Annotated in this window: 21 protein-coding genes; 16 read left to right on the forward strand and 5 right to left on the reverse strand. The window is 46.0% G+C overall.

Features of this window, described 5'->3' with window-relative positions; genetic code table 11:
- Positions 1 to 40 precede the first annotated feature (40 nt).
- Positions 41 to 568, forward strand: a complete 528-nt coding sequence (locus tag EOO49_RS07505; protein ID WP_290844270.1) for a hypothetical protein — start codon at positions 41 to 43, stop codon at positions 566 to 568.
- A gap of 224 nt (positions 569 to 792) precedes the next feature.
- On the opposite strand, the gene EOO49_RS07510 is transcribed toward EOO49_RS07505, so the two are convergent.
- Positions 793 to 1,143, reverse strand: a complete 351-nt coding sequence (locus EOO49_RS07510) for a 4Fe-4S dicluster domain-containing protein (protein ID WP_290844272.1) — start codon at positions 1,141 to 1,143, stop codon at positions 793 to 795.
- A gap of 170 nt (positions 1,144 to 1,313) precedes the next feature.
- On the opposite strand from EOO49_RS07510, the gene EOO49_RS07515 reads away from it, so the two are divergent.
- From EOO49_RS07515 to EOO49_RS07545, 7 genes are all read left to right on the forward strand, one after another.
- Positions 1,314 to 2,372, forward strand: coding sequence for an acyl-CoA reductase (locus EOO49_RS07515; RefSeq protein WP_290844274.1), 1,059 nt, complete (start codon positions 1,314 to 1,316; stop codon positions 2,370 to 2,372).
- 171 nt (positions 2,373 to 2,543) lie between these two features.
- Positions 2,544 to 3,614, forward strand: coding sequence for a 3-phosphoserine/phosphohydroxythreonine transaminase (gene serC / locus EOO49_RS07520; protein WP_290844276.1), 1,071 nt, complete (start codon positions 2,544 to 2,546; stop codon positions 3,612 to 3,614).
- A 148-nt stretch (positions 3,615 to 3,762) separates the two neighbouring features.
- On the forward strand, positions 3,763 to 4,725 hold the full coding sequence (locus EOO49_RS07525) for a D-2-hydroxyacid dehydrogenase (RefSeq protein ID WP_290844278.1): 963 nt from the start codon (positions 3,763 to 3,765) through the stop codon (positions 4,723 to 4,725).
- 520 nt (positions 4,726 to 5,245) lie between these two features.
- Positions 5,246 to 6,727, forward strand: a complete 1,482-nt coding sequence (gene xseA, locus EOO49_RS07530) for an exodeoxyribonuclease VII large subunit (protein ID WP_290844280.1) — start codon at positions 5,246 to 5,248, stop codon at positions 6,725 to 6,727.
- On the forward strand, positions 6,688 to 6,882 hold the full coding sequence (gene xseB, locus EOO49_RS07535; RefSeq protein ID WP_290844282.1) for an exodeoxyribonuclease VII small subunit: 195 nt from the start codon (positions 6,688 to 6,690) through the stop codon (positions 6,880 to 6,882). The genes xseA and xseB overlap by 40 nt, the downstream gene beginning before the upstream one ends.
- Before the next feature lie 78 nt (positions 6,883 to 6,960).
- A complete protein-coding gene (locus EOO49_RS07540; protein ID WP_290844284.1) occupies positions 6,961 to 7,410 on the forward strand; it encodes a DUF6146 family protein in 450 nt (149 codons plus the stop codon).
- Positions 7,411 to 7,459: 49 nt separating this feature from the next.
- Positions 7,460 to 7,783 carry a DUF6787 family protein gene (locus EOO49_RS07545; protein ID WP_290844286.1) on the forward strand — a complete coding sequence of 108 codons (324 nt, stop codon included), beginning with the start codon at positions 7,460 to 7,462 and terminating at the stop codon, positions 7,781 to 7,783.
- 36 nt (positions 7,784 to 7,819) lie between these two features.
- Here EOO49_RS07545 and EOO49_RS07550 read toward each other — a convergent pair whose 3' ends face one another.
- Together EOO49_RS07550 and msrA are read right to left on the reverse strand one after the other, a co-directional pair.
- A complete protein-coding gene (locus tag EOO49_RS07550) occupies positions 7,820 to 8,146 on the reverse strand; it encodes a hypothetical protein (protein ID WP_290844288.1) in 327 nt (108 codons plus the stop codon).
- Positions 8,146 to 8,793 (reverse strand): peptide-methionine (S)-S-oxide reductase MsrA, encoded by a 648-nt coding sequence (gene msrA, locus EOO49_RS07555; protein WP_366927234.1) that lies wholly within the window; start codon positions 8,791 to 8,793, stop codon positions 8,146 to 8,148. The genes EOO49_RS07550 and msrA overlap by 1 nt, the downstream gene beginning before the upstream one ends.
- A gap of 255 nt (positions 8,794 to 9,048) precedes the next feature.
- Between msrA and EOO49_RS07560 the strand changes: the two genes are divergently transcribed.
- The 8 genes from EOO49_RS07560 (at position 9,049) to EOO49_RS07595 (ending at position 18,109) form a co-directional block, all read left to right on the forward strand.
- On the forward strand, positions 9,049 to 9,711 hold the full coding sequence (locus EOO49_RS07560) for an ABC transporter ATP-binding protein (protein WP_290844290.1): 663 nt from the start codon (positions 9,049 to 9,051) through the stop codon (positions 9,709 to 9,711).
- Positions 9,712 to 11,418, forward strand: a complete 1,707-nt coding sequence (locus EOO49_RS07565; protein ID WP_290844292.1) for a hypothetical protein — start codon at positions 9,712 to 9,714, stop codon at positions 11,416 to 11,418.
- A gap of 28 nt (positions 11,419 to 11,446) precedes the next feature.
- The gene (locus tag EOO49_RS07570; RefSeq protein WP_290844294.1) at positions 11,447 to 12,421 is read left to right on the forward strand and encodes a hypothetical protein; all 975 of its coding nucleotides are present in this window, start codon (positions 11,447 to 11,449) and stop codon (positions 12,419 to 12,421) included.
- Positions 12,421 to 13,179 (forward strand): TIGR02757 family protein, encoded by a 759-nt coding sequence (locus EOO49_RS07575; RefSeq protein WP_290844296.1) that lies wholly within the window; start codon positions 12,421 to 12,423, stop codon positions 13,177 to 13,179. Before EOO49_RS07570 ends, EOO49_RS07575 begins: the two co-directional genes overlap by 1 nt.
- A gap of 806 nt (positions 13,180 to 13,985) precedes the next feature.
- Positions 13,986 to 14,543 carry an AraC family transcriptional regulator gene (locus EOO49_RS07580; protein WP_290844298.1) on the forward strand — a complete coding sequence of 186 codons (558 nt, stop codon included), beginning with the start codon at positions 13,986 to 13,988 and terminating at the stop codon, positions 14,541 to 14,543.
- Between the two features lie 81 nt (positions 14,544 to 14,624).
- The gene (locus tag EOO49_RS07585; protein ID WP_290844300.1) at positions 14,625 to 15,341 is read left to right on the forward strand and encodes a cation transporter; all 717 of its coding nucleotides are present in this window, start codon (positions 14,625 to 14,627) and stop codon (positions 15,339 to 15,341) included.
- A gap of 1,137 nt (positions 15,342 to 16,478) precedes the next feature.
- Positions 16,479 to 17,819, forward strand: coding sequence for a DEAD/DEAH box helicase (locus EOO49_RS07590; RefSeq protein WP_290844302.1), 1,341 nt, complete (start codon positions 16,479 to 16,481; stop codon positions 17,817 to 17,819).
- Positions 17,819 to 18,109, forward strand: coding sequence for a hypothetical protein (locus EOO49_RS07595; protein WP_290844304.1), 291 nt, complete (start codon positions 17,819 to 17,821; stop codon positions 18,107 to 18,109). Before EOO49_RS07590 ends, EOO49_RS07595 begins: the two co-directional genes overlap by 1 nt.
- 481 nt (positions 18,110 to 18,590) lie before the next feature.
- Here EOO49_RS07595 and EOO49_RS07600 read toward each other — a convergent pair whose 3' ends face one another.
- Complete coding sequence (locus tag EOO49_RS07600) at positions 18,591 to 19,115, reverse strand: DUF4269 domain-containing protein (RefSeq protein WP_290844306.1); 525 nt, start codon at positions 19,113 to 19,115, stop codon at positions 18,591 to 18,593.
- Positions 19,112 to 20,218: a lactonase family protein gene (locus tag EOO49_RS07605; protein ID WP_290844307.1), complete on the reverse strand. Its 1,107-nt coding sequence runs from the start codon at positions 20,216 to 20,218 to the stop codon at positions 19,112 to 19,114. The genes EOO49_RS07600 and EOO49_RS07605 overlap by 4 nt, the downstream gene beginning before the upstream one ends.
- Positions 20,219 to 21,220 lie beyond the last annotated feature (1,002 nt).

Below are 21,220 nucleotides of genomic sequence, written 5' to 3' on the forward strand. Positions count from 1 at the left end.
ATCGGGGCTATCTTTGTAAAAGTAAACAACATAAAACATCATGAAGACAACAATCTTAACAATAACGGCCGCGTTTTTCGCCTTTTCGGCCCAGGCACAACAACAAGTTCAAAAAGAGTCGACAACTACGGTAACGACCGTAAAAGATTCTGACGGCGAAAGGAAACTCGTCAAAACCAACGAGCAAACCGCAACGCAAAAACTCGAATTCCAAAATCCGGATTCAAAAGCGCTGAACAAAGATTTGGCAACAACTCCAACCGAAGTCACCTCGACAACGACAGTAACCGCACCTGACGGAAGTACAAGAGTCGTAGACGTAGACCGTTCGGCTTATTACTCCGCCGGCGGATCGAAATATCAGATGAAACTCGACAACGTGGGTTACACCATGGTGACCGACAACAAAAAAACGGGAGTTTTGAGAAATGTGGGCCCAAACAGCTACATCTACTCGACCAAAGGCAAAACGGCCCACGCCTATTTCGACAAAAGCGGAAACATGGTAATTAGCACATACGACGCAAAAACAGATAAGGTGACCACAGAAACCTATACCAAGAATTAATTTTCTTAACACTCCATATATACCACAAAAATCCCGAGGGTTCACGCCTTCGGGATTTTTTTTTGGAGTGCCTGAGTTTTGGAGTGCTGATACGCTGTGTCACGACAATCTATATCATATAAACGGCACAGAAAACAGGATTCACAGAAGCAAAAAACCATCCGACAAGGGATGGTTTTTCTATAAGTATCGATACTCAGGCACTTTTTCACTGCGTCACTCCATCACTCATTATGCAAAAACGCCTGCCGATTCAGCAAAGTTTCCTCGCTTTCCACATAATCAGGATCAGGGACGCAACAATCGACGGGACAAACCGCCGCGCATTGCGGTTCTTCGTGAAAGCCTTTGCACTCGGTGCATTTTCCGGGCACGATGTAGTAGATGTCGTCCGAAATAGGCGTTTGGGCGTCTTCCGAGTCTACTTCTTCCCCATTTGGGAGAACGACTTTCCCGCGCAACGCAGTTCCGTCTTTGTAACGCCAGTCGTCGGCGCCTTCGTAAATCGCGGTATTTGGGCATTCGGGCTCACAAGCGCCGCAGTTTATACATTCGTCTGTTATAATGATGGCCATTTTCTGTATGATTTTCAGATTTCCAAATCGTTGCTGATATTCGGATTATCGGATTTCCACATTTTCAGATGATCCGAAAATTCCGTCAGTCCGCAAATCCTTTCAACCTGCGATAGAAAGCTGTACTTTTGTGCAAAATTACGCCAAAACTCGGTATACGCAAATCAATTATGACAGCTTTAGAGAAAAAGGACGCTTTCGTTGCACTCGGAAATTTTTTGAGACAATTCACTTCGGATGAACCCGTTAGGAACAATTCGGTCTTGATGAACGACGAATTTTTCGACGCTTTCGCCGATTTGATCCTGCTTTCCCAGTCGCACAACGGATGGTACACGCCAGATCAAGTGCGTTTTGCGGTTGGTGCCTGGGCCGATGCTTTGACCGATGCCAACCTGACCGAATGGCTCTCGCGCTATGAAATCGGCGAAAGCGATCCCAAAACGATCGCGCTCATTTTGGCCGGAAACATTCCGCTCGTAGGCTTTCACGATTTTCTCACGGTTGTGCTTTCGGGCAACAAAGCTTTGGTCAAACTTTCTTCCAACGACCAGAAATTGCTGCCGTTCCTCGCAAATTACCTGATTGCGGTTGCCCCGAAAATTTCAGGTTCGATCGCTTTCGTCGTAGGAAAATTCGAAGGTTTCGACGCCGTTATCGCCACGGGAAGCAACAACACCGCGCGTTATTTCGAGTATTATTTCAAGGACAAACCGAGTATCATCCGCAAAAACCGAAATTCGGTGGCTATTCTTACCGGAAATGAATCGGAAGACGAACTCGAGGCTTTGGGCGAGGACATTTTTCGCTATTTCGGACTCGGATGCAGGAACGTTTCCAAATTGTTTGTGCCGAACGGTTACGATTTCACGAAATTTTTCGAAGGAATCTTCGCCCAGCAGGACGTGATCCATTACGAGAAATACGCCAACAATTACGACTACAATAAAGCCGTTTTCCTGATGAGCAACTTCAAGCTGCGCGACAACGGATTTTTGACCATCAAGCAAGATTCAAGCTACGCCTCGCCTATTTCAAGCGTTTTCTATGAATTCTACGACGATCTTCAAGACATGAAATCGCGTATTTTAGCCGATGCCGATCAGATTCAGTGCGTCGTCTCGTCCGGACTGACTCCGCAAAGCATCCCTTTCGGTCAAACCCAGAAACCGCAGCTTTGGGATTACGCCGACAATGTAGATACGATGGCATTTCTGCTCTCGCTTTGAGGCCGATTTCAACTTGGCAATCGGGATTTTTTTTGGCGAAAATGTTTCCGATTTGCGAGGCAGCGACTTCAACTACAACGATTTCTGTTGATAACATCGGTTAATTATTCATAAAAATGCTATCCGTTTACTGTTCTGTTTCCGAAATTTGCGGGAAATTTTTCCAATCAGATGAAAAAACACAACTATAGCGCCGGCCCGTCTATTCTTCCGCAGGAAGTTTTGGAAAAGGCGGCGGCGGCCGTGCTCGATTTCAACAATTCCGGATTGTCGCTCATCGAGATCTCGCACCGCAGCAAGGATTTCGTGGCCGTGATGGACGAAGCGCGCGCCTTGGCACTTGAGCTTCTGGGACTTCAGGGCAAAGGTTACCAAGCCTTGTTTTTGCACGGTGGCGCGAGCCTTGAATTCCTTATGGTTCCTTACAACTTGATGACGAAAGCCGGAAAAGCGGCCTATCTCGACACGGGAACTTGGGCAAGCGGCGCGATCAAGGAAGCGAAATCTTTTGGGGAAACGGTTGTCGTGGCTTCGTCGAAACCCGAGAATTACAACCACATTCCAAAAGGTTATGCTGTTCCGACAGATGCCGATTACTTCCACTGCACATCGAACAACACGATTTTCGGAACCCAGATGCACGACTTCCCGAACCTGGAAATCCCGATGGTCTGCGATATGAGTTCGGATATTTTCTCTCGCGAACTCGACTTCTCGAAGTTCGGGATGATTTATGCCGGAGCACAGAAAAATATGGGGCCGGCGGGCGTCACTCTGGTAATCGTCAAGGAAGAAATTCTGGGCAGGACGGGAAGAACGATCCCGAACATGCTCAATCTGCAACAACACATCGAAAAGGAAAGCATGTACAACACGCCTCCGGTTTTCGCCACTTACACTTCGCTTTTGACGTTGCAATGGCTCAAAAACCTTGGCGGCGTTTCCGAGATCGAAAAACGCAACAACGCAAAAGCCGAATTGATCTACGCAGAAATCGACCGAAATCCTTTGTTCAAAGGAACGGCGGTTGTCGAAGACCGATCGAAAATGAACGTGACTTTCCTGTTGGAAAACGAAGGACTGACCGAAAAGTTCGATTCGGCGTGGAAAGCTGCCGGAATTTCGGGATTGGCCGGACACAGGTCTGTCGGCGGATACCGCGCGTCAATCTACAACGCAATGCCAATCGAAAGCGTGCAGGTTCTGGTTGACGTGATGAAAGAACTCGAACGAACTGCCTGACACCGAAGCGCGGCCGTGATGGCAGCGGCATCCTTTTTTGCTGGCCAGGATTTGCCCTTATCCCAAATTTTACAGCAAAAAAGATACAGTGGACAGCGCGAATTTGCCGCCCAAATAAAAATAACGAACAGAAATTGAATTTCAGATAATGAAAATACTAGCCAACGACGGCATTTCACAGGCCGGACAAACCGCTCTCGAGAAAGCCGGATTTGAAGTCATCACGAGCAAAGTCGCCCAGGAACAGGTCGAGAATTTCATCAACGCCCACAAGGTCGAGGTGATTTTGGTGCGTTCGGCGACGAAAGTGCGAAAAGATATCATCGACAATTGCCCGAGCTTGAAAATCATCGGTCGCGGCGGCGTCGGGATGGACAATATCGACGTCGACTATGCGCGTTCAAAGGGATTGCACGTGATCAACACGCCGGCTTCATCCTCTGAATCCGTAGCCGAATTGGTTTTCGCGCACTTGTTTACGGGCGTGCGTTTCCTTCAGGATTCGAACCGAAACATGCCGCTCGAAGGCGATTCCAATTTCGACGGATTGAAAAAAGCTTACGCGGCCGGAACGGAATTGCGCGGTAAAACATTGGGAATCATCGGTTTTGGACGGATTGGTCGCGCAGTAGCCAAAATTGGCCTGGGACTTGGAATGCGCGTGATCGCTTCGGATAAATTCGTCGGAAACGCAGAAATCAAGGTTGATTTTTACAACGGACAGTTCATCAACGTCGACATCGTGACCGAACCGATGGAAGACATCCTAAAACATTCGGACTTTATTTCGCTTCACGTTCCGGCTCAGGACGGCTATGTGATTGGAGCGACGGAATTCGCGACCATGAAAGACGGTGCAGGAATCGTGAACGCATCGCGCGGCGGCGTAATCGACGAGGTCGCGTTGCTCGAAGCTTTGGACACGAACAAGATCTCGTTCGCCGGACTCGACGTTTTCGAGAACGAACCGACTCCGGCAATCCAGGTTTTGATGCATCCGAAAGTTTCCTTGACGCCACACATCGGAGCGGCGACAAACGAAGCACAGGACAGGATAGGAACGGAATTGGCCGAGCAGATTATCGGCCTTTTGAAACCCGAAGGCAACTGATAAAACTGCCAAAATATGCTATCAAGCCGTTTCTACTGAGACGGCTTTTTTTTACTTTTTAGGAAAGGTAAATTGCGACTTTAGCGGGATTTTATAAAGATTTTACAGGGATTTCCCAAAACCTAACAAATCTCGAAGATTTGTTAGGTCTGGCGAAGTTCGAAGATTTCGACGACTTTCAATTATAGAAAAACCGTAAAAAAAGTTAAATCTTGAGCGGAAAGTGTTCTTCAAATAATCGGGCAACTTTCACATCAATTTGTAGACGCAGCCTTAATGTCCTTAACGCTCTTAATGGTTCATTTTCTTGGCAGCGCGAGAATCTAGGGAAGACCGAAGTCATTCAAATGTTGATTCGCATCCGGATTGCGGAACAAAAACCCGCATCGAAAGCAAGCTACCAATCCATCAGGTTGTTGGAAACCAACCGTTGAAAACCTGTGCAAAAGTTTCGGTCGGGCGTTCAAAACTCGTTCCCTTTGCCTTGAGGCACTCCGGCGCTTTTTGGTAAATTTGAATCGTGGGCGAAAGGAAAACATACAGGCTTTCGAGAATTCTTGGGCGCGTACGCGAGGTTTTCGAGGAACAGATCAAAGGCAGGCAGTTTTGGCTCCGCGCCGAGATCGCCAGCGTGACTTATCACCGCTCAGGACATTATTACCTCGAGCTCATGGAATCTGAAAATGGCGTCGTACTGGCCAAATGCCGCGCGATGATCTGGAACTCGAATCTCGATCAGATCAAACTCGACTTGGGTCAGGATTTCCCGAATGTGCTCAGGAACGGGTCGGAAATTTTGGCTTTCGCCGAGTTGACTTACTCTGAACTTTACGGCTTGCAGCTCAACGTGATGTCGATCGACAAATCGTTCAATGTAGGCGAGCTTGAACGTCGGAAACAAGCGACTTACAACAGGTTGTTCGAGGAAGGGCTCATCGGAAAAAACGCCAAGATCCAACCTGGGATCGTCTTGCAGAAAATCGCTTTGGTCGGCGCCCCGAATTCCTCCGGACACACAGATTTCGTAAGACAGATCAAGGCGAACGAACATAAATTCGACTTTTCGATCACCGAATTTCCTTGTCAGGTGCAAGGCGAAAGAGCCGAACAGGACATCGTGAACACGCTCAAAAGTTTGCCACAGCACGAATTTGATGTCGTCGTGCTGATTCGCGGCGGCGGCTCCAAACTCGACCTCGAGGTTTTCAACGCCTATTCGATCGCCAAAGTCGTGGCCGAATTCGAGATTCCGGTTTTCACGGGAATCGGGCACGAAACCGACAGCTCGATCGTCGATTTTACGGCCAACCGACATTTCAAGACGCCAAGTGCCGTCGGGGCTTTTATCGTCGACAAGGCTTATCGGTTCATGGTCAAGGTCGAATCGGGTTATGCTTATGTGATGGAATTTTACAAGCGGCAAATGGCATCGGAAACAAACAAAATCGATTTGGCAACACAGTTTCTGGCCGCCAAAGCCGTGAGCATGACACGGCAAAAACGCGGCGAGCTTCACAATTTGTCAAACAGGATTGCGGCATTGGTAAAGCAAAGATTGTCGGGCGAAGAACTTTTCCTGAATTCGGGCATCCAGCTTTTATCGGTCAAGCCGAAATCGCGGACAGAATCGGAAACCAGAAAATTGACTGAAGCCAAGGACACGATTTCCCTGTTGGCCAAACAAGCGACAGACGAACAAAGAGCCGTTTTGCAAAATACGTCCGAACTATTGGCATTGCTGAGTCGGAACGCCATCAACCGCGAGAAAAGCAAAATGGAAATGCTGGAGGAAATCCCCGATCTTTTCCATCCGGGCCAAATCCTCAAAAAAGGATACGCACTTGTGAAAATGAACGGGAAAGTGATTTCGGATGCCAACGAGATCGCCGTCGGGGACGAAATCGAAATTGAAATGTACAGCCGAAAAATAACAGCCGTAGTAACCAAAGAACAACAAGAAAAATGGAAGGAATCACTTACGAAAGTGCTGCAAAAGAGCTAGATGTTATCCTGAACGAACTCCGGAACGACCAGGTTTCGATCGACCAATTGGCCGAAAAGGTGGAACGCGCCTCGAAGCTGATCGCTTTCTGCAAGGAAAAGCTGAACAACACCGAAAAAAAGGTCGAGGATATCGTGGCCAAACTCGGACTGTGAAGCATCCGGATAAAGAAACGTTAAGTCGTCCCAACCTCACCAGGCGATTGCGTATCTTTAAGTAGAAAATCACACACAATGAAAACCATCATCAGCTCAGTTGTGCTTTTCGCAAGCCTTCTCGCGTGTAGTACGCAACAAAATTCCATTGCTTCTTCCGAACAAAAGTCAGGTGCAAAAACCGTCGTTTCCAAAGGCGACACGATTCGAATTGTGAACGATTCCCTCGAGTATGAGGTGATAATCATCGATCCCGGATTCAACAACTGGATGAACATGAACGCCAGGCCGCGCGGTTACTATTCGCAATCGTATTTGGAACAGCACAATATTCCTTGGGTGACGCAATTCAATATCAATACGCGATCGCCATTGGGCAACCGGAATGCCGATTTGTATCAGTTGGAAATCGACTACCGCGGCTCTATCAATTATGGGTATGAAGTGAATTATCTGCTGTTCAATTACCTCAATTATTTCCAGCTTTCGAACAAAGTGCGTCTGGGCGGCCCGATTCCGAGAATCTAGCTTTTGCTTTCGCGAACAATTCCGTATTTTTGGGACAATCCCATTCCTGATGAAAAAACTCAAGGAGCGTTGGGGAATCACTTCCGGTTTCCAGCTCGTCCTAATCTTTGTCGTTTTCGCGATCACCGGATCATCGGCGGCTTATCTTTCAAAGCCGATCCTGGCCTGGTTTGGAATCGTCAAGGGAGAAACTTCGGGTTGGATTTATTATCCGCTTTACATCGTGCTTATTTTTCCGGTCTATCAGGTTTTGCTGATTGCTTTCGGAACGTTATTCGGACAATTCAGATTTTTTTGGGCGTTCGAGAAAAGAATGCTGAAAAGCCTCGGCCTCGGATTCCTGTTCCACGATAAAAAAAACGCCCAGGACTGAATCCCGGGCGTTTCCCAAACAAATGATGTCTCAAGATCATTTCCTTTTGATGAGATAAGTGTAGCACCACATCAGCGTGAAGCTTGGAATGATGTCTGTAAACGGGATGATTTCCTCAAAAAACGAGAAAACACCCGCGACTTTTCCTGACGTTCCTTTGTACATCCAGGCCATCAAAAGACCCGAAATCGGTGCCCAAATGACGTCCCCGAATTCCCCGACGAACGGAATCGCGAACGAAAGCATCCCAATACAGTCGAACAAGATGCTCAAGGCCAGATCGCGCGATTTGTTCGCATCGACAGCCTGATCGGCAATCAATCCTAATTTGTCTTTCACCATGTTATTTACGAATAAAGGCATTATTGATGTTTTAACTGCGCTTTGTATTTCTGCTTGACCTTTTCCACCTTTGGCGTGATCACAAAGTAACAATAGGGGTTTTCCTTGTTCTGTGCGTAGTAATTCTGATGGTAATCTTCGGCCGGATAGAAAGTTGGCGCTTTGGAAACCTTGGTAACAACTTTCTTGCCAAAGCCGTAAGTCGCCTCTTTTTCGAGCTCTTTGATGTAAGCTTCGGTAAGTTCTTTCTGGGCCGCATTGTGGTAGAAAACTTCGCTGCGATATTGGGTTCCGACGTCATTTCCCTGTCTGTTCAAAGTCGTCGGATCATGTGTCGAGAAGAAAATCTCGAGCAATTCTCCAAACTGTACTTTCTTCGGATCGAAAACGATCTGCACCGCTTCGGCGTGACCGGTGTCGCCCGTACAGACGTCTTTGTAACTCGGATTGGCGACCTTTCCGCCTATATAACCCGAAGTCACGCTCTTCACTCCGTCGATTTCGAGGAAAACCGCTTCGGTACACCAAAAACATCCGCCCGCAAACGTCGCGGTCTCCATTCCATTCTGCTCTTCCATCTTGATTTTTTTGTCGTGATCTTGCTGTTTCTCCTTGGCCATGCACGAAAAAAACGCAATGACAACCGGAATGAACAATAGCTTTTTCATAAGATTCGTGTTGATGTACAAAATTACGTCAGGACTGAGGTTTTGGATTTTCCGTTAACGCAAGTTTATGTTTGAGTTGCTGAGTATCTGAGTACCTGAGTTGACGGGATCGAAACTGACTGCAAATCTGACTTGAATCAATATCCTGATTTTTTACCGGACAACGCGTTTCGGACACTGATTCCTGGATTCCAAAGTGAAGTCAATGCGGAATGCGTCCGAAAAAAAATCGTTTCTTTGCCAAAACCCGAAAAAATGATCCACGCGACCAACATCCACAAATATTACGACAAACTTCACGTGCTAAAAGGCGTCGACCTGAGCATTGAAAAAGGCGAGATCGTATCGGTTGTTGGCGCTTCCGGCGCAGGGAAAACGACTTTGTTGCACATTTTGGGAACGCTCGACCGTCCGGCTGTAACACAAGGCACGAGCCTTAGTATCGACGGACAGGATTTGCTCGGCATGAACGACACGAACCTGTCGCGCTTTCGCAATACGCATTTGGGTTTCATCTTCCAATTCCATCAGTTGCTTCCCGAATTCACGGCGCTTGAAAACGCTTGCATTCCGGGATTCATCGCCAAAAGAAACAAGTCCGAGGTAGAATCCGAAGCCAAAAAACTACTCGATTACCTAGGACTTTCGCACCGTTTCGACCACAAACCCGGCGAACTTTCCGGAGGTGAACAGCAGCGCGTTGCGGTCGCCCGGGCCATGATAAACAAGCCTTCGGTGATTTTTGCCGACGAGCCTTCGGGAAATCTCGACACCGCAACGGCCGAAAACCTGCACAACCTGTTTTTCACGTTGAGAAGCGAGCTTGGACAGACTTTCGTGATCGTCACGCACAACGAAGACCTCGCAGACATGGCCGACCGGAAACTCACGATGAGCGACGGACTAATAATCGACTAAATGCTACTGATCGCGCTTTCCTTCGTCTACATCGTCTTTACGACCGTAAATTTCGGGGCTTGCGCAAACTCGCTTTTCAAGACCAAAACGTCCGATTTCACAACGATCTCGATTTTGGGATTGTTCGCTATCACGGTCATCGCGTCATTTTGGGCGATTTTCGGACGCATCAATTGGGAATTCCACACAGCGCTTTTGGTGCTGAACATCGTGCTTTTTTTTGTTTTCCGAAATGCCGTCGTGGCGAATTTCCGCTTGCTCAAAATTCGGTTCTCGAAACTTCCCAAATCGCTCAAACTGCTTTTTGCCGTAAACGCGATCCTTATTTTGGCCAAGTCGGCGGCAGCGCCTTACATTCTCGACAACGAATCTTATTACATCCAGACAATCAAGTGGTTGAATGAGTTCGGATTCGTGAAAGGTTTGGCGAATCTGCACATCTTCCTGGCGCAAATGAGCGGCTGGCACATTGCCCAGAGCGCGTTCAGCTTCTCGTTTTTGTATCCGAATTTCAACGACTTGAGCGGATTTTGTTTGCTTATAGCCAATCTGTATTCGGTTTTCAGGTTGCTCGATTTTCTCGAGACCAAATCGAAAGTCGCCCTGACAATGGGTTTGCTCCCGATAGCCAACGTTTTCTTGCTGCAATTCTCGGGCGCGCCGGCGGCTGACATTCCTGTTTTCGTATTGACGTTTTTGGCTTTGGATGTATTTTTCTGCCATTTCCAAACGCCAACAAAAGCAAATTTCACGCTTTTGGCACTGCTCGTGCTTTTCGCGCTTTACATTAAAATCACTGTTTTGGCACTAGTGATTTTACCGATCTGGTTGCTATTATCCGATTTCAGAAACCTGATTTCAAAACGCATCTTCTTCGCCGGATTGACCGTTTTCGCGCTTTTCATTACCAAAAACATCATCGTGAGCGGACAAGCCCTGTTCCCGCTTCCGTACCAATTCGGATTCGAGACCGATTATGCCGTTCCAAGACAGGTCGCCGACTTCTTTTTCGTCGAAAGCAGGCCGTTTCCATTCGGACTGACAAAGCAGCAATACGACGCTATGCCGTTTTGGGAGATTTTTGTGCGCTGGATGCGATTGCCCAAACTGCACGGCTTTTTCAACACGATCGGTGTTTTACTTGCTCTTTTGAGCCCGATTTTCATCGCCAGATTTTATCCGAAGAAGCCAATGTGGATCGCCTACTTGACGATGGTAGTCCAGTTTTTTTTGCTGCTTTGGCTCTCGCCCCAATATCGGTTTTTCACGAACTTCATTTTGTTCTTCGGAATGTTTTGCGTCGGATGCATTGTCCAAAACAAAAAAGCGATTTTTGGAATGCTGACTTTCGGGACGATCGCGGCTTCGATACTGGTTTTCGTACCATTGAAACTCGATTCGGTCACCGACAACAAATTGGCCAACAAGACCACGGCACTTTCGTTTCGAAATGTGATCTGGCCGCATCCGAATTCGAGGAACGACCGCAGTTGCACAGGACAAATGATCGGAAATCTGTACTATCACTCGCCCTTGCACAGCGATTTTTTTTGGAACACAGGCGATGTTTTCCTGCCGGCCGTAAATTCCGGACAACTGGATTTTTTCGCGAAACGCTTCGGGATTCGTCCGCAATTGCGCAAAAAAGACCTGTCGGATGGTTTCAGGTCGGAAATGATTCCGAAAGTTGACGCAACCCTCGAATAAAATCCGCATCTTTCCCGAAATTGCTTTTATGAAATTCCTTTCCTTTTTTGTGATTTGCCTGCTGTTGACTTCGTGCGCGACAATCCTGAACAAGAGCCATTACGACATCACGTTCAGTTCCGACAAGCCCAATACGACCGTTACGATTCTCGATTCGACATACAACTTGCCCGCGAAAGTGAACGTCAAACGGCAGAAAGTGCAACTTCCGTTCGCGGTAAAAACCGACAGCCTTTCCAAAAACCTCACGCTTTATCCTTTCACCGACAGCAAAATCGCGTTGAATGCGACGCAAGCGGGTTTTATGCCGATTGGTTTCGCGATCGATCTACTGAGCAAACAACGCTTCACTTACGGGAATTTCGTCAATATTTCGACACACGGCGATTCGATTTGCGCTTACGGATCGAATCCTCGCGCTTTCGGGCAAAAACCGGAGAGAAACTTAAGACAGGATTGGAACGCGATTTATGGAATCAAGAAAGGCGAACTTTATCTGACGCCGGGAATTTCGCCTATATCGGCCATCAACATTTCCAAAAAAGGCTATGATTTCGTGGGCGTCTCGTATCTCACAGCGCGACTGAACCTCGATTACAGCTATGCCGACCAGCGCTATTTTTCGATCGGAACAGGTTATGTCGCGCCTTTGAACAACACAATTTTCGACGATCAAGCTTATGCAACGGCCTTTTTTCTGAGATTGACCGATAACTATGTTTGGAAAAGGTGGCATTTTGGATACGGTTTGGGCTTCGTGGCCGCCCATTTCAAGACCTACGAGCACGATTTCATAAACGACGAAGATATTTACGTCGCGTCTTTCTCAAACAATTCCCTTACCGCAAATCTCGACCTCGGATTGCGCCTCAACAAGCGCTTTTACTTCCAGATCAATTATCAGCCCAGTATTTACAGGTTTTCGCCGAACCACGGAATCGCTTATGGACATTTGCTCAACTTCGGACTATCGTATAAATTGCGCCTTCGAAAACAGCGATGATGACGTTTGAAGAACTGAAAGCTTTCCTGGACGAGAAGTCCGAATTGTACAACAATCCTGATTTTATAGAATCGGATCCAATCCAGATTCCACATGGTTTTTCGCTCAAGGAAGATGTGGAAATCTCGGCCTTTCTCGCCGCGACGATCGCTTGGGGAAACCGGAAATCGGTGATTGCGAACGCAAAGAAAATGATGGATTTGACCGGAAATTCGCCTTACGATTTCGTGATGTCGCATTCTGAGGAAAATCTTGACAAGTTCGAAGGTTTCGTACACCGCACTTTCAATGCCGAAGACCTCAAAACCTTTGTGCGTGCACTTCGCCACATTTATACGAATCACGGCGGCATGGAAGCGGTCTTTGCCAAAAATGCAAATGATTTGCAGAAAGGCATTTCAGACTTCAAGAAAGTATTTTTCGAAATTCCGCACCAAGGCCGCACGCAAAAACACATTTCAGATCCTTTGAACGGAAGCGCGGCCAAACGCATTCACATGATGTTGCGATGGCTGGCGCGAAAAGACAACAAAGGTGTCGATCTGGGAATTTGGAAGTCCATTTCTCCGGCGGTTTTGTCTTGTCCTTTGGATGTCCATTCCGGAAACATCGCGCGAAAACTCGGCCTTTTGACGCGCACGCAAAACGATGCGAGAGCACTTGCCGAACTCGATTCGAAGTTGCGCGAATTCGACGCGACCGATCCTTCGAAATACGATTTTGCTTTGTTTGGATTGGGCGCTTTCGAGAAGTTTTGAGGCTGGATTTTGGATCGTAAGGTTTTCGGAAACGCAATCCAGGAATTTTAGGGCTGATTTTTAGCACAACCCTAGTAAGCGAATGGGCTGAATGTGCTCCAAAAATTTGCACGAAGCACCCGTATTTTCGACAGGAAAATCGCATTGGAATTGCCATACATTCGTGTATTCGTGGCCAAACGATGTATCAAATAATTTCGTTGCTCGGGTCACGAATTTGAACGTCCAAATCGTGTCGGTACAATCTTAACTACACTTAACTTCCTTAACGGTTCAAAAGTTTCAACGATACTTTCCGGTTGCGCAAAAGCGAAGCGCCTTAATGCTCTCAATGAACTTAATGGTTTAAAAACTAGTAGTCGATTTTTGCCGGCGATGCAAAGATTTTCACGGCAAGGATTTTCGCTTCGGGATTGCAAGGATCTAACCGATTGAACGTCCAAATCGTGTCGGTACAATCTTTACTACACTTAACTTCCTTAATGGTTCAAAAGTTTCAACGATACTTTCCGGTTGCGCAAAAGCAAATCGCCTTAATGCTCTCAATGAACTTAATGGTTTAAAATTCTCGAAGTAAAACCTTCCGTAATTTCCTTTTTTTGAGGACTTTAATCACGAACGAAACGATCTTGTGGCAAGCACGCGTTAGCGATTTCGCCATTGTTTGAGCTCTTTTGAATGCGATCAGCTTTCAAAAAGCGAGTGGCGAAAGCGCGGCCGCGGCCAATGAGACGTTGTAATTTCACAAGATTTCCGGCCGCGGCAACGCCCAAAAAATAAAAACCGCGATTGCGTATCTTTGGAAAATGGAACTTCGCGTGAAAAATATGGTTTGTGACCGCTGCAAAATGGTCGTCCGCAACACTTTTGAGGAATTGGGATTTGCTCCGGTTTTGGTGGAATTGGGCGTGGTCGAACTGTCGAAAAGTTTGTCGGATGCACAAAAATCAAGGGTTGACGCGGCTTTGCATAAATTCGGATTCGAACTCATCGACGACAAAAAAACGCAGACCGTCGAGAAGATCAAGAACCTGATCGTGGGTTTGGTGCATCAGGATTCGAATGCGTTGAAGGTCAATTTATCCGATTATCTCGTTTCGCGCATCAATCAGGATTACAGCGCGTTGAGCAATCTTTTCTCGCAACAGAACGGCAAGACGATCGAGCAATTTTACATTCTGCAAAAGATCGAGCGCGTCAAGGAATTATTAGAATACGGCGAATTCAACCTGAACGAAATTGCGGACAATCTCAACTACAGCAGCGCTTCACACCTGACGCGACAGTTCAAGAAAGTTACGGGACAAACGCCGTCGGAGTTTCGGAATTCACGCGGCAGCCGGATTTCGCTCAACGAACTATAATCAGGCAGAAATCTTCCGGAATTGTGCAAGCCAAAAGCTGATCTTTACGCGAAATTTGTACTTGAGCAAAGCAGAAAAATCATGACACATACTTATCAGATTTCCGGGATGACTTGTTCCGGATGCGAATTCAAGGTGAAAAGCCGGTTGTTGCAGGTCGAAGGAATCACTTCGGCAGATATTTCACTCGAAAATCACACGGCCACACTTTCAATGGACAAACACGTCGGTATTTCGGACTTGCAGCAAGCACTCGGAAACGACGGCAAATACAAAATTTCGGCCGAAAGCCATAGCGAAATTGCCGAAACAACAAAAAGTTGGGTTGCGACCTATACTCCTATTTTGTTGATATTTTCTTACATATCAGTCATTTCGCTTCTCGTCCAAATCCATCAAACCTTCAATTGGATGCAATTTATGCGACACTTCATGGCGGGATTTTTCCTGACGTTCTCGTTTTTCAAGATGCTAAACCTCAAGGGATTCGCCGAAAGTTATGTGATGTACGACGTCCTGGCCAGAAAAATTCCGGCGTGGGCTTACCTTTATGCATTCGTCGAACTCGCACTCGGAATCGCTTTTTTGGTGGATTTCAATCCGATTTTGACCAATTCGGTGACGTTTGTGGTGATGTCTGTAAGCATTATCGGCGTGCTGCAAAGTGTGATGAACAAAAAAACGATCCGATGCGCTTGCCTTGGAGCTGTTTTCAATCTGCCGATGAGCACGGTAACGATCGTAGAAGATGGTTTGATGATTTTGATGAGCGGGCTGATGTTGGTTTTGGCCTTTTGATCGGCAGATAACTTTTTGCCACAGATGCACGGATTTACACGCATTAAACGGATCTAACCGAATCGCATCGGAACAATCTAAACTTAACTTAACTTCTTAATTGTTCAAAAAAACTAAAAAATAGTTTTCGGTTCAACAAAAGCGAAAAGTCTTAATGAACTTAATGAACTTAATGAACTTAATGGTTCAAAAATTTCCAAGCCAAACTTCGGTTCAACAAAAGCGAAGCGCCTTAATGACCTTAATGGTTCAAAAAATTGTCGCTGATTTTTTGTAAAGATTGCATCAAGCAACTAGCGTGGTATGTCAGATATTTTAGCCACAAACCGAGCAACGCGAACTGGCGCAAGCAATTCACGAATTTTCGCTTCGCTTTTTTTTGCCACGGATACACGGATTTACACGGATTACACAGATTTTCCGCTTCGCTTCCGGATATCACGGATCTAACCGAATCGCATCGGAACAATCTAAACTAAACTTAACTTAACTTCTTAATTGTTCAAAAAAACTAAAAAATAGTTTTCGGTTCAGCAAAAGCGAATAGCCTTAATGAACTTAATGAACTTAATGGTTCAAAAATTTCCAAGCCAAACTTCGGTTCAGCAAAAGCGAAGCGCCTTAATGACCTTAATGGTTCAAAAAATTGTCGCTGATTTTTTGTAAAGATCGCATCAAACAACTAGCGTGGTATGTCAGATATTTTAGCCACAAACCGAGCAACGCGAACTGGCGCAAGCAATTCACGAATTTTTCGCTTTGCTTTTTTTTTGCCACGGATGCACGGATTTACACGGATTTACGCGGATTTTCCGCTTCGCTTCCAGATACCACAGATCTAACCGAATCGCATCGGAACAATCTAAACTTAACTTAACTTAACTTCGTAATTGTTCAAAAAAACTAAAAAATAGTTTTCGGTTCAGCAAAAGCAAAAAGCCTTAATTAACTTAATGACCTTAATGACCTTAATGACCTTAATGACCTTAATGGTTCAAAAACTTCCAAGCCAAACTTCGGTTCAGCAAAAGCGAAGCGCCTTAATGACCTTAATGGTTCAAAATTTGGATTTTAGTTCCGATAGCTAAGCCCGACGCTTCTGCGCGTAATATCACTATCTTTGCAAAAAATTAAAAGATGGCATTCGAACAGTTCAACCTCCCGAAATCACTCCAAAAAGCCGTAGACGAGCTCGGTTTCGAAACACCGACGCCCATCCAGGAGAAAGCGTTTCCGGTCATCATGTCCGGTCGCGACGTGATGGGAATCGCCCAGACGGGAACGGGAAAAACGTTCGCTTATCTGTTGCCATTGCTCAAACTCTACAAATTTACTCCGACCGAAACACCAAAAATCGTAATCCTCGTACCAACGCGCGAACTCGTCGTACAAGTCGTCGAGGAAGTCGAAAAATTGGCAAAATACATGTCACTTCGCGCGTTGGGAATTTACGGTGGCGTGAATATCAACACCCAAAAAACATCGGTTTACCAAGGCATTGACGTGTTGGTTGGAACGCCGGGTCGCGTTATGGATCTGGCTTTGGACAACGTCCTTCGGTTCGACGAAACACAAAAACTGGTCATAGACGAATTCGACGAAATGCTCAACCTGGGCTTCCGTCCGCAGCTGACTTCGATCTTGGCGATGATGAGAACCAAACGCCAAAACATACTTTTTTCGGCCACGATGACCGATGATGTCGATGAAATCCTCAACGATTACTTCGATTTTCCCGAGGAAATCACGCTCGCGCCGTCGGGAACGCCTCTCGAAAAAATCGAGCAATTGTCGTATCAGGTGCCCAATTTCAATACGAAAGTCAACTTGCTCAAGCATTTGATCCAAACCGATGAAAGCACAGAACGCATCTTGGTTTTTGTCAACAACAAGAAAATCGCCGACATGCTTTTCGAGAAGATCGACGAGGAATTTCCGGGACAATTCGGGATCATCCACTCAAACAAATCACAGAATTACAGGCTTCACACGATGGCCGATTTCCAGAACGGCTTGCTTCGCGGACTTATAACGACAGACATAATGGCGCGCGGACTCGACATCAGCGAGATTTCCCACGTCATAAACTTCGAGATGCCCGAACTTCCGGAGCAATACATGCACAGGATTGGGCGCACAGGTCGTGCCGACGCAAGCGGAATCGCGATTTCATTTGTCGCTCCGCGTGAGGAAGACATCAAGATCGAAGCCGAAATGCTCATGGACAGGGAAATCGACATTTTGGAATTGCCATCAGATGTGGAAATCTCGACTTTGCTCATCGGACCCGAAAAGGAAAAGGAGAAAGTCAAGTTCCTCATGAAAAAGGTAAAACTTGACGGAGGCGCTTCCCATCACGAAAAATCGGCTAAAAACAAAAAAATCAACCTCGGCGGACCCGGAAAAACCAAGAAAAAAACAGGTTCCGTGAACCGCGGATTGTTGCGCGCACAGGCGGCCAAAAAGAAAAAAAGGTAATGTCCGAAAAACCCAAAACGGGATTTTTGAAAGGCTTTTTGTGGGTTTATTCGGTTTTGTTCTTCAGTTTCGCTATTTTCCAATTCGGGAATCTATCGAAATCCACCTCGAACGAACAGCAATTCTGGATATTCCTGATCGCCGTTTTCGCATGGCTGATCCACGTTGGTGCTTATCTGCCGATTGCGATTTATGACATTGCCTGGAAAACTTTCAGTAAAATTGAGTTCGTTCTGTTCCATGTCGGATGCGGATTGATCTTTCGACTTTATCTGAATTTAATCGGATAACAAGACTTTAGTTGACACAATCTGATGTTATCTTCCTAATGGATTAAGTTCCACATTGATTTTGGTTCTGCAACTTAATGCTCTTAATGCTCCTAATGGTTCAAAAAATCTGAAGTTGCCTCCTAATGGATTAAGTTCCACATTGATTTTGGTTCTGCAACTTAATGTTCTTAATGCTCTTAATGCTCTTAATGGTTCAAAAAATCTGAAGTTGCCTCCCTAATGGATTAAATTCCACATTGATTTTGGTTCCGCAACTTAATGTTCTTAATGCTCTTAATGGTTCAAAAAATCTGAAGTTACCTTCCTAATGGATTAAATTCCACATTGACTTTGGTTCTGCAACTTAATGTTCTTAATGCTCTTAATGGTTCAAAAAATCTGAAGTTACCTTCCTAATGGATTAAGTTCCACATTGATTTTGGTTCTGCAACTTAATGCTCTTAATGGTTCAAAAAATCTAAAAAGTAAAACGGTAAAATCAAACCTCGAAATCCAACAATCCCAAATAAGGATCGCCCAAAATCCCAAGCAAAACCGCAAAAGCAGGCTCGGTTTTAAGCCCGGAGTTTTTCAAACCGATAATCTCATTTCTAAAATCTTCCCCTTTTTCCAACAAAATCCGATGTTCGACAACCATGTGCCGATAACCCATTTGAGAAGTCACGGCAATCGGTTGACCAAAAATCTCGAATTCAAAACCTGAAAAAACGAAATTGCAAACCACCGTTTCGAGTCCATCCAACACAAAATCCCGAATTCCAAATTGTGCAAAGTCCGAAAATTCCGATTGCAGCTTCAGAATAAATTCCGATTTATCGCCAAAGTGACAAGCCACATCCAAATCACTGGATTCGACCGCGATCCCAATGGGGAAAGTCCCGATCAAAACAGGATCAAATTCACACAATCGTTCCAAAACACGGCTTTCGGACAAAACCGTAAAAGCTTTTCTCTGGCTTTCACTTCCCGTTTCGAGATAGCCGATATCTAAGAAATCGATCACTTGATTTCGTCGAAAACCAGGCAAACCGGCGAACATATCTCGATTTTCTTTGCGGTTTTTTCCAAAAGTCCGGTCGCCGGATTGCGCTCGAAAATCGTAACATTGTTCGTGTATTGGTGCGCGATCAGCACGAATTTGCCGTCCGGGCTCAAAGCGAAATCTCGCGGGCCTTTTCCGCCGGTTGGGATTGTCGATTTGTGCGTCAATCGACCGTTCGCTCCAATTTCGAACACCGAGATCGTGTTCGCATCGCCTCGATTGGTCGCATACAAGAATTTTCCGTCCGAAGAAATCCTGATCGCCGCCGAACTGATATCGCCTTTAAAATCAGGCTTCACGATAGAAATTTCCTGAATGCGCTTGGCTTTTCCATCGCCATAATTGAAGGCCGTGATCGTCCCGTCGAGTTCCTGGATCGCGTAAACCTGATTGCCGTTCGGCGAAAAAACAAAATGCCGCGGCCCGCTTCCGGTCTTGATTGGGATCGTGTCCTGGAATTCGAGGATTTTCTTTTCGGAGTCCGGGTAATATCGGTATACATAAATCCTGTCCGAACCCAGATCGCTCGCCAAGACGAACTTCTTGTCGGGCGAAAACTGCGCCATGTGTACGTGCGCGCTTTCCTGGCGTTTCGTAATGCTGTGGCCTTCGTGGGCGATCACTTGTGCCGCTTCGGTCAATCCGCCGCTCGGTTTCTTTTTGAAGATGGAGATCGTGCCGCCCGAATAATTCGAAACGATCACGTTTTTGTCGTCGTTGATGATGTGGCAAGGATCGGCGCCTTTCGAATCGACGCTATTCACATACAAAAGCTCGCCCGAATTCTGGTTGTAATTCAACGCCGTGACCGTACTTTTTTTGCCGTCCTCGTTCACCGAATACACGATTTTTTTGTCCGGGGAAACCGAGAGATAACTTGGACTGACCAACTTTCCTGTCGACGATTTTTGCTTGGAATCGGCCGTTTCGGTATTGAAATCGAACACGTAAATGCCTTTGCTCTCGCAGGAATTCGTGTAAGTGCCAATCAAAAGGTTGTATTTTTTCTGGGCGACGGCCGATAAGGTTGCTGTCAAAATCAAAACGGTTAGGATTTTTTTCATGGTCGAAATCTATTTCCCAAAGTTAGCGAAGTTCGGCCGCAATTTGGTTTTTTTAAGGATTTGGGCGTTGCCGCGGCCACAAATACCTTCCAAAATACGAAGCCCGATTGGCCGCGGCCGCGATTTGGCCACTCGCTTTTTGAAAGCTGGTCGCATTCAAAAGAGCTTAGACAATGGCCAAATCGCTAACGCGTGCTTGTCACCTCAAATCCCGTTCAACCACCAAAATAACACCAACCGGAAAGTTCGCAATCCTCGACAAAAAAATCAACTGCAAAATTTTGAACCATTAAGTTCATTAAGAGCATTAAGGCGCTTCGCTTTTGCGCTACCGGAAAGTAGCGTTGAAACTTTTGAACAATTAAGGAAGTTAAGTGTAGTCAAGATTGTTCCGACGCTATTCGGTCGTTCAATCGGTTATATCCGCGTAACCCCGATGTGAAGCAAAATCTGTGTGATCCGTGCACCGTCACAAAAAATAACGAAGCTAAAAATTTGTGAATTGCTTGCGCCAGTTCGCGTTGCTCGGGTCGTGGCTTAAATATTTGAGACAACATTCGATTACGAAATATTTAGTTGCAAAACGAGCAAAGGAAATTGTCCGACGCAATCTCACAAAAATCAGCCACAATTTTTTGAACCATTAAGGTCATTGAGGTCATTAAGATGCTTCGCTTTTGCGCTACCGAAAAGTATCGTTGAAACTTTTGAACAATTAAGAAAGTTAAGATTAGTTAAGATTATACCGACGCAATTCGTCGTTCAATCGGTTTGACCCGCGTAACCCCGATGTGAAGCAAAATCCGTGTGATCCGTGCACCGTGGCAAAAAATAACGAAGCTAAAAATTCGTGAATTGCTTGCGCCAGTTCGCGTTGCTCGGGTCGTGGCTTAAATATTTGAGACAACATTCGATTACGAAATATTTTTAGTTGCAAAACGAGCAAAGGAAATTGTCCGACGCAATCTCACAAAAATCAACCACAATTTTTTGAACCATTAA

Origin of the sequence: Flavobacterium sp., from assembly GCF_004295795.1 — a bacterium.
In the GTDB taxonomy this organism is placed as follows: domain Bacteria; phylum Bacteroidota; class Bacteroidia; order Flavobacteriales; family Flavobacteriaceae; genus Flavobacterium.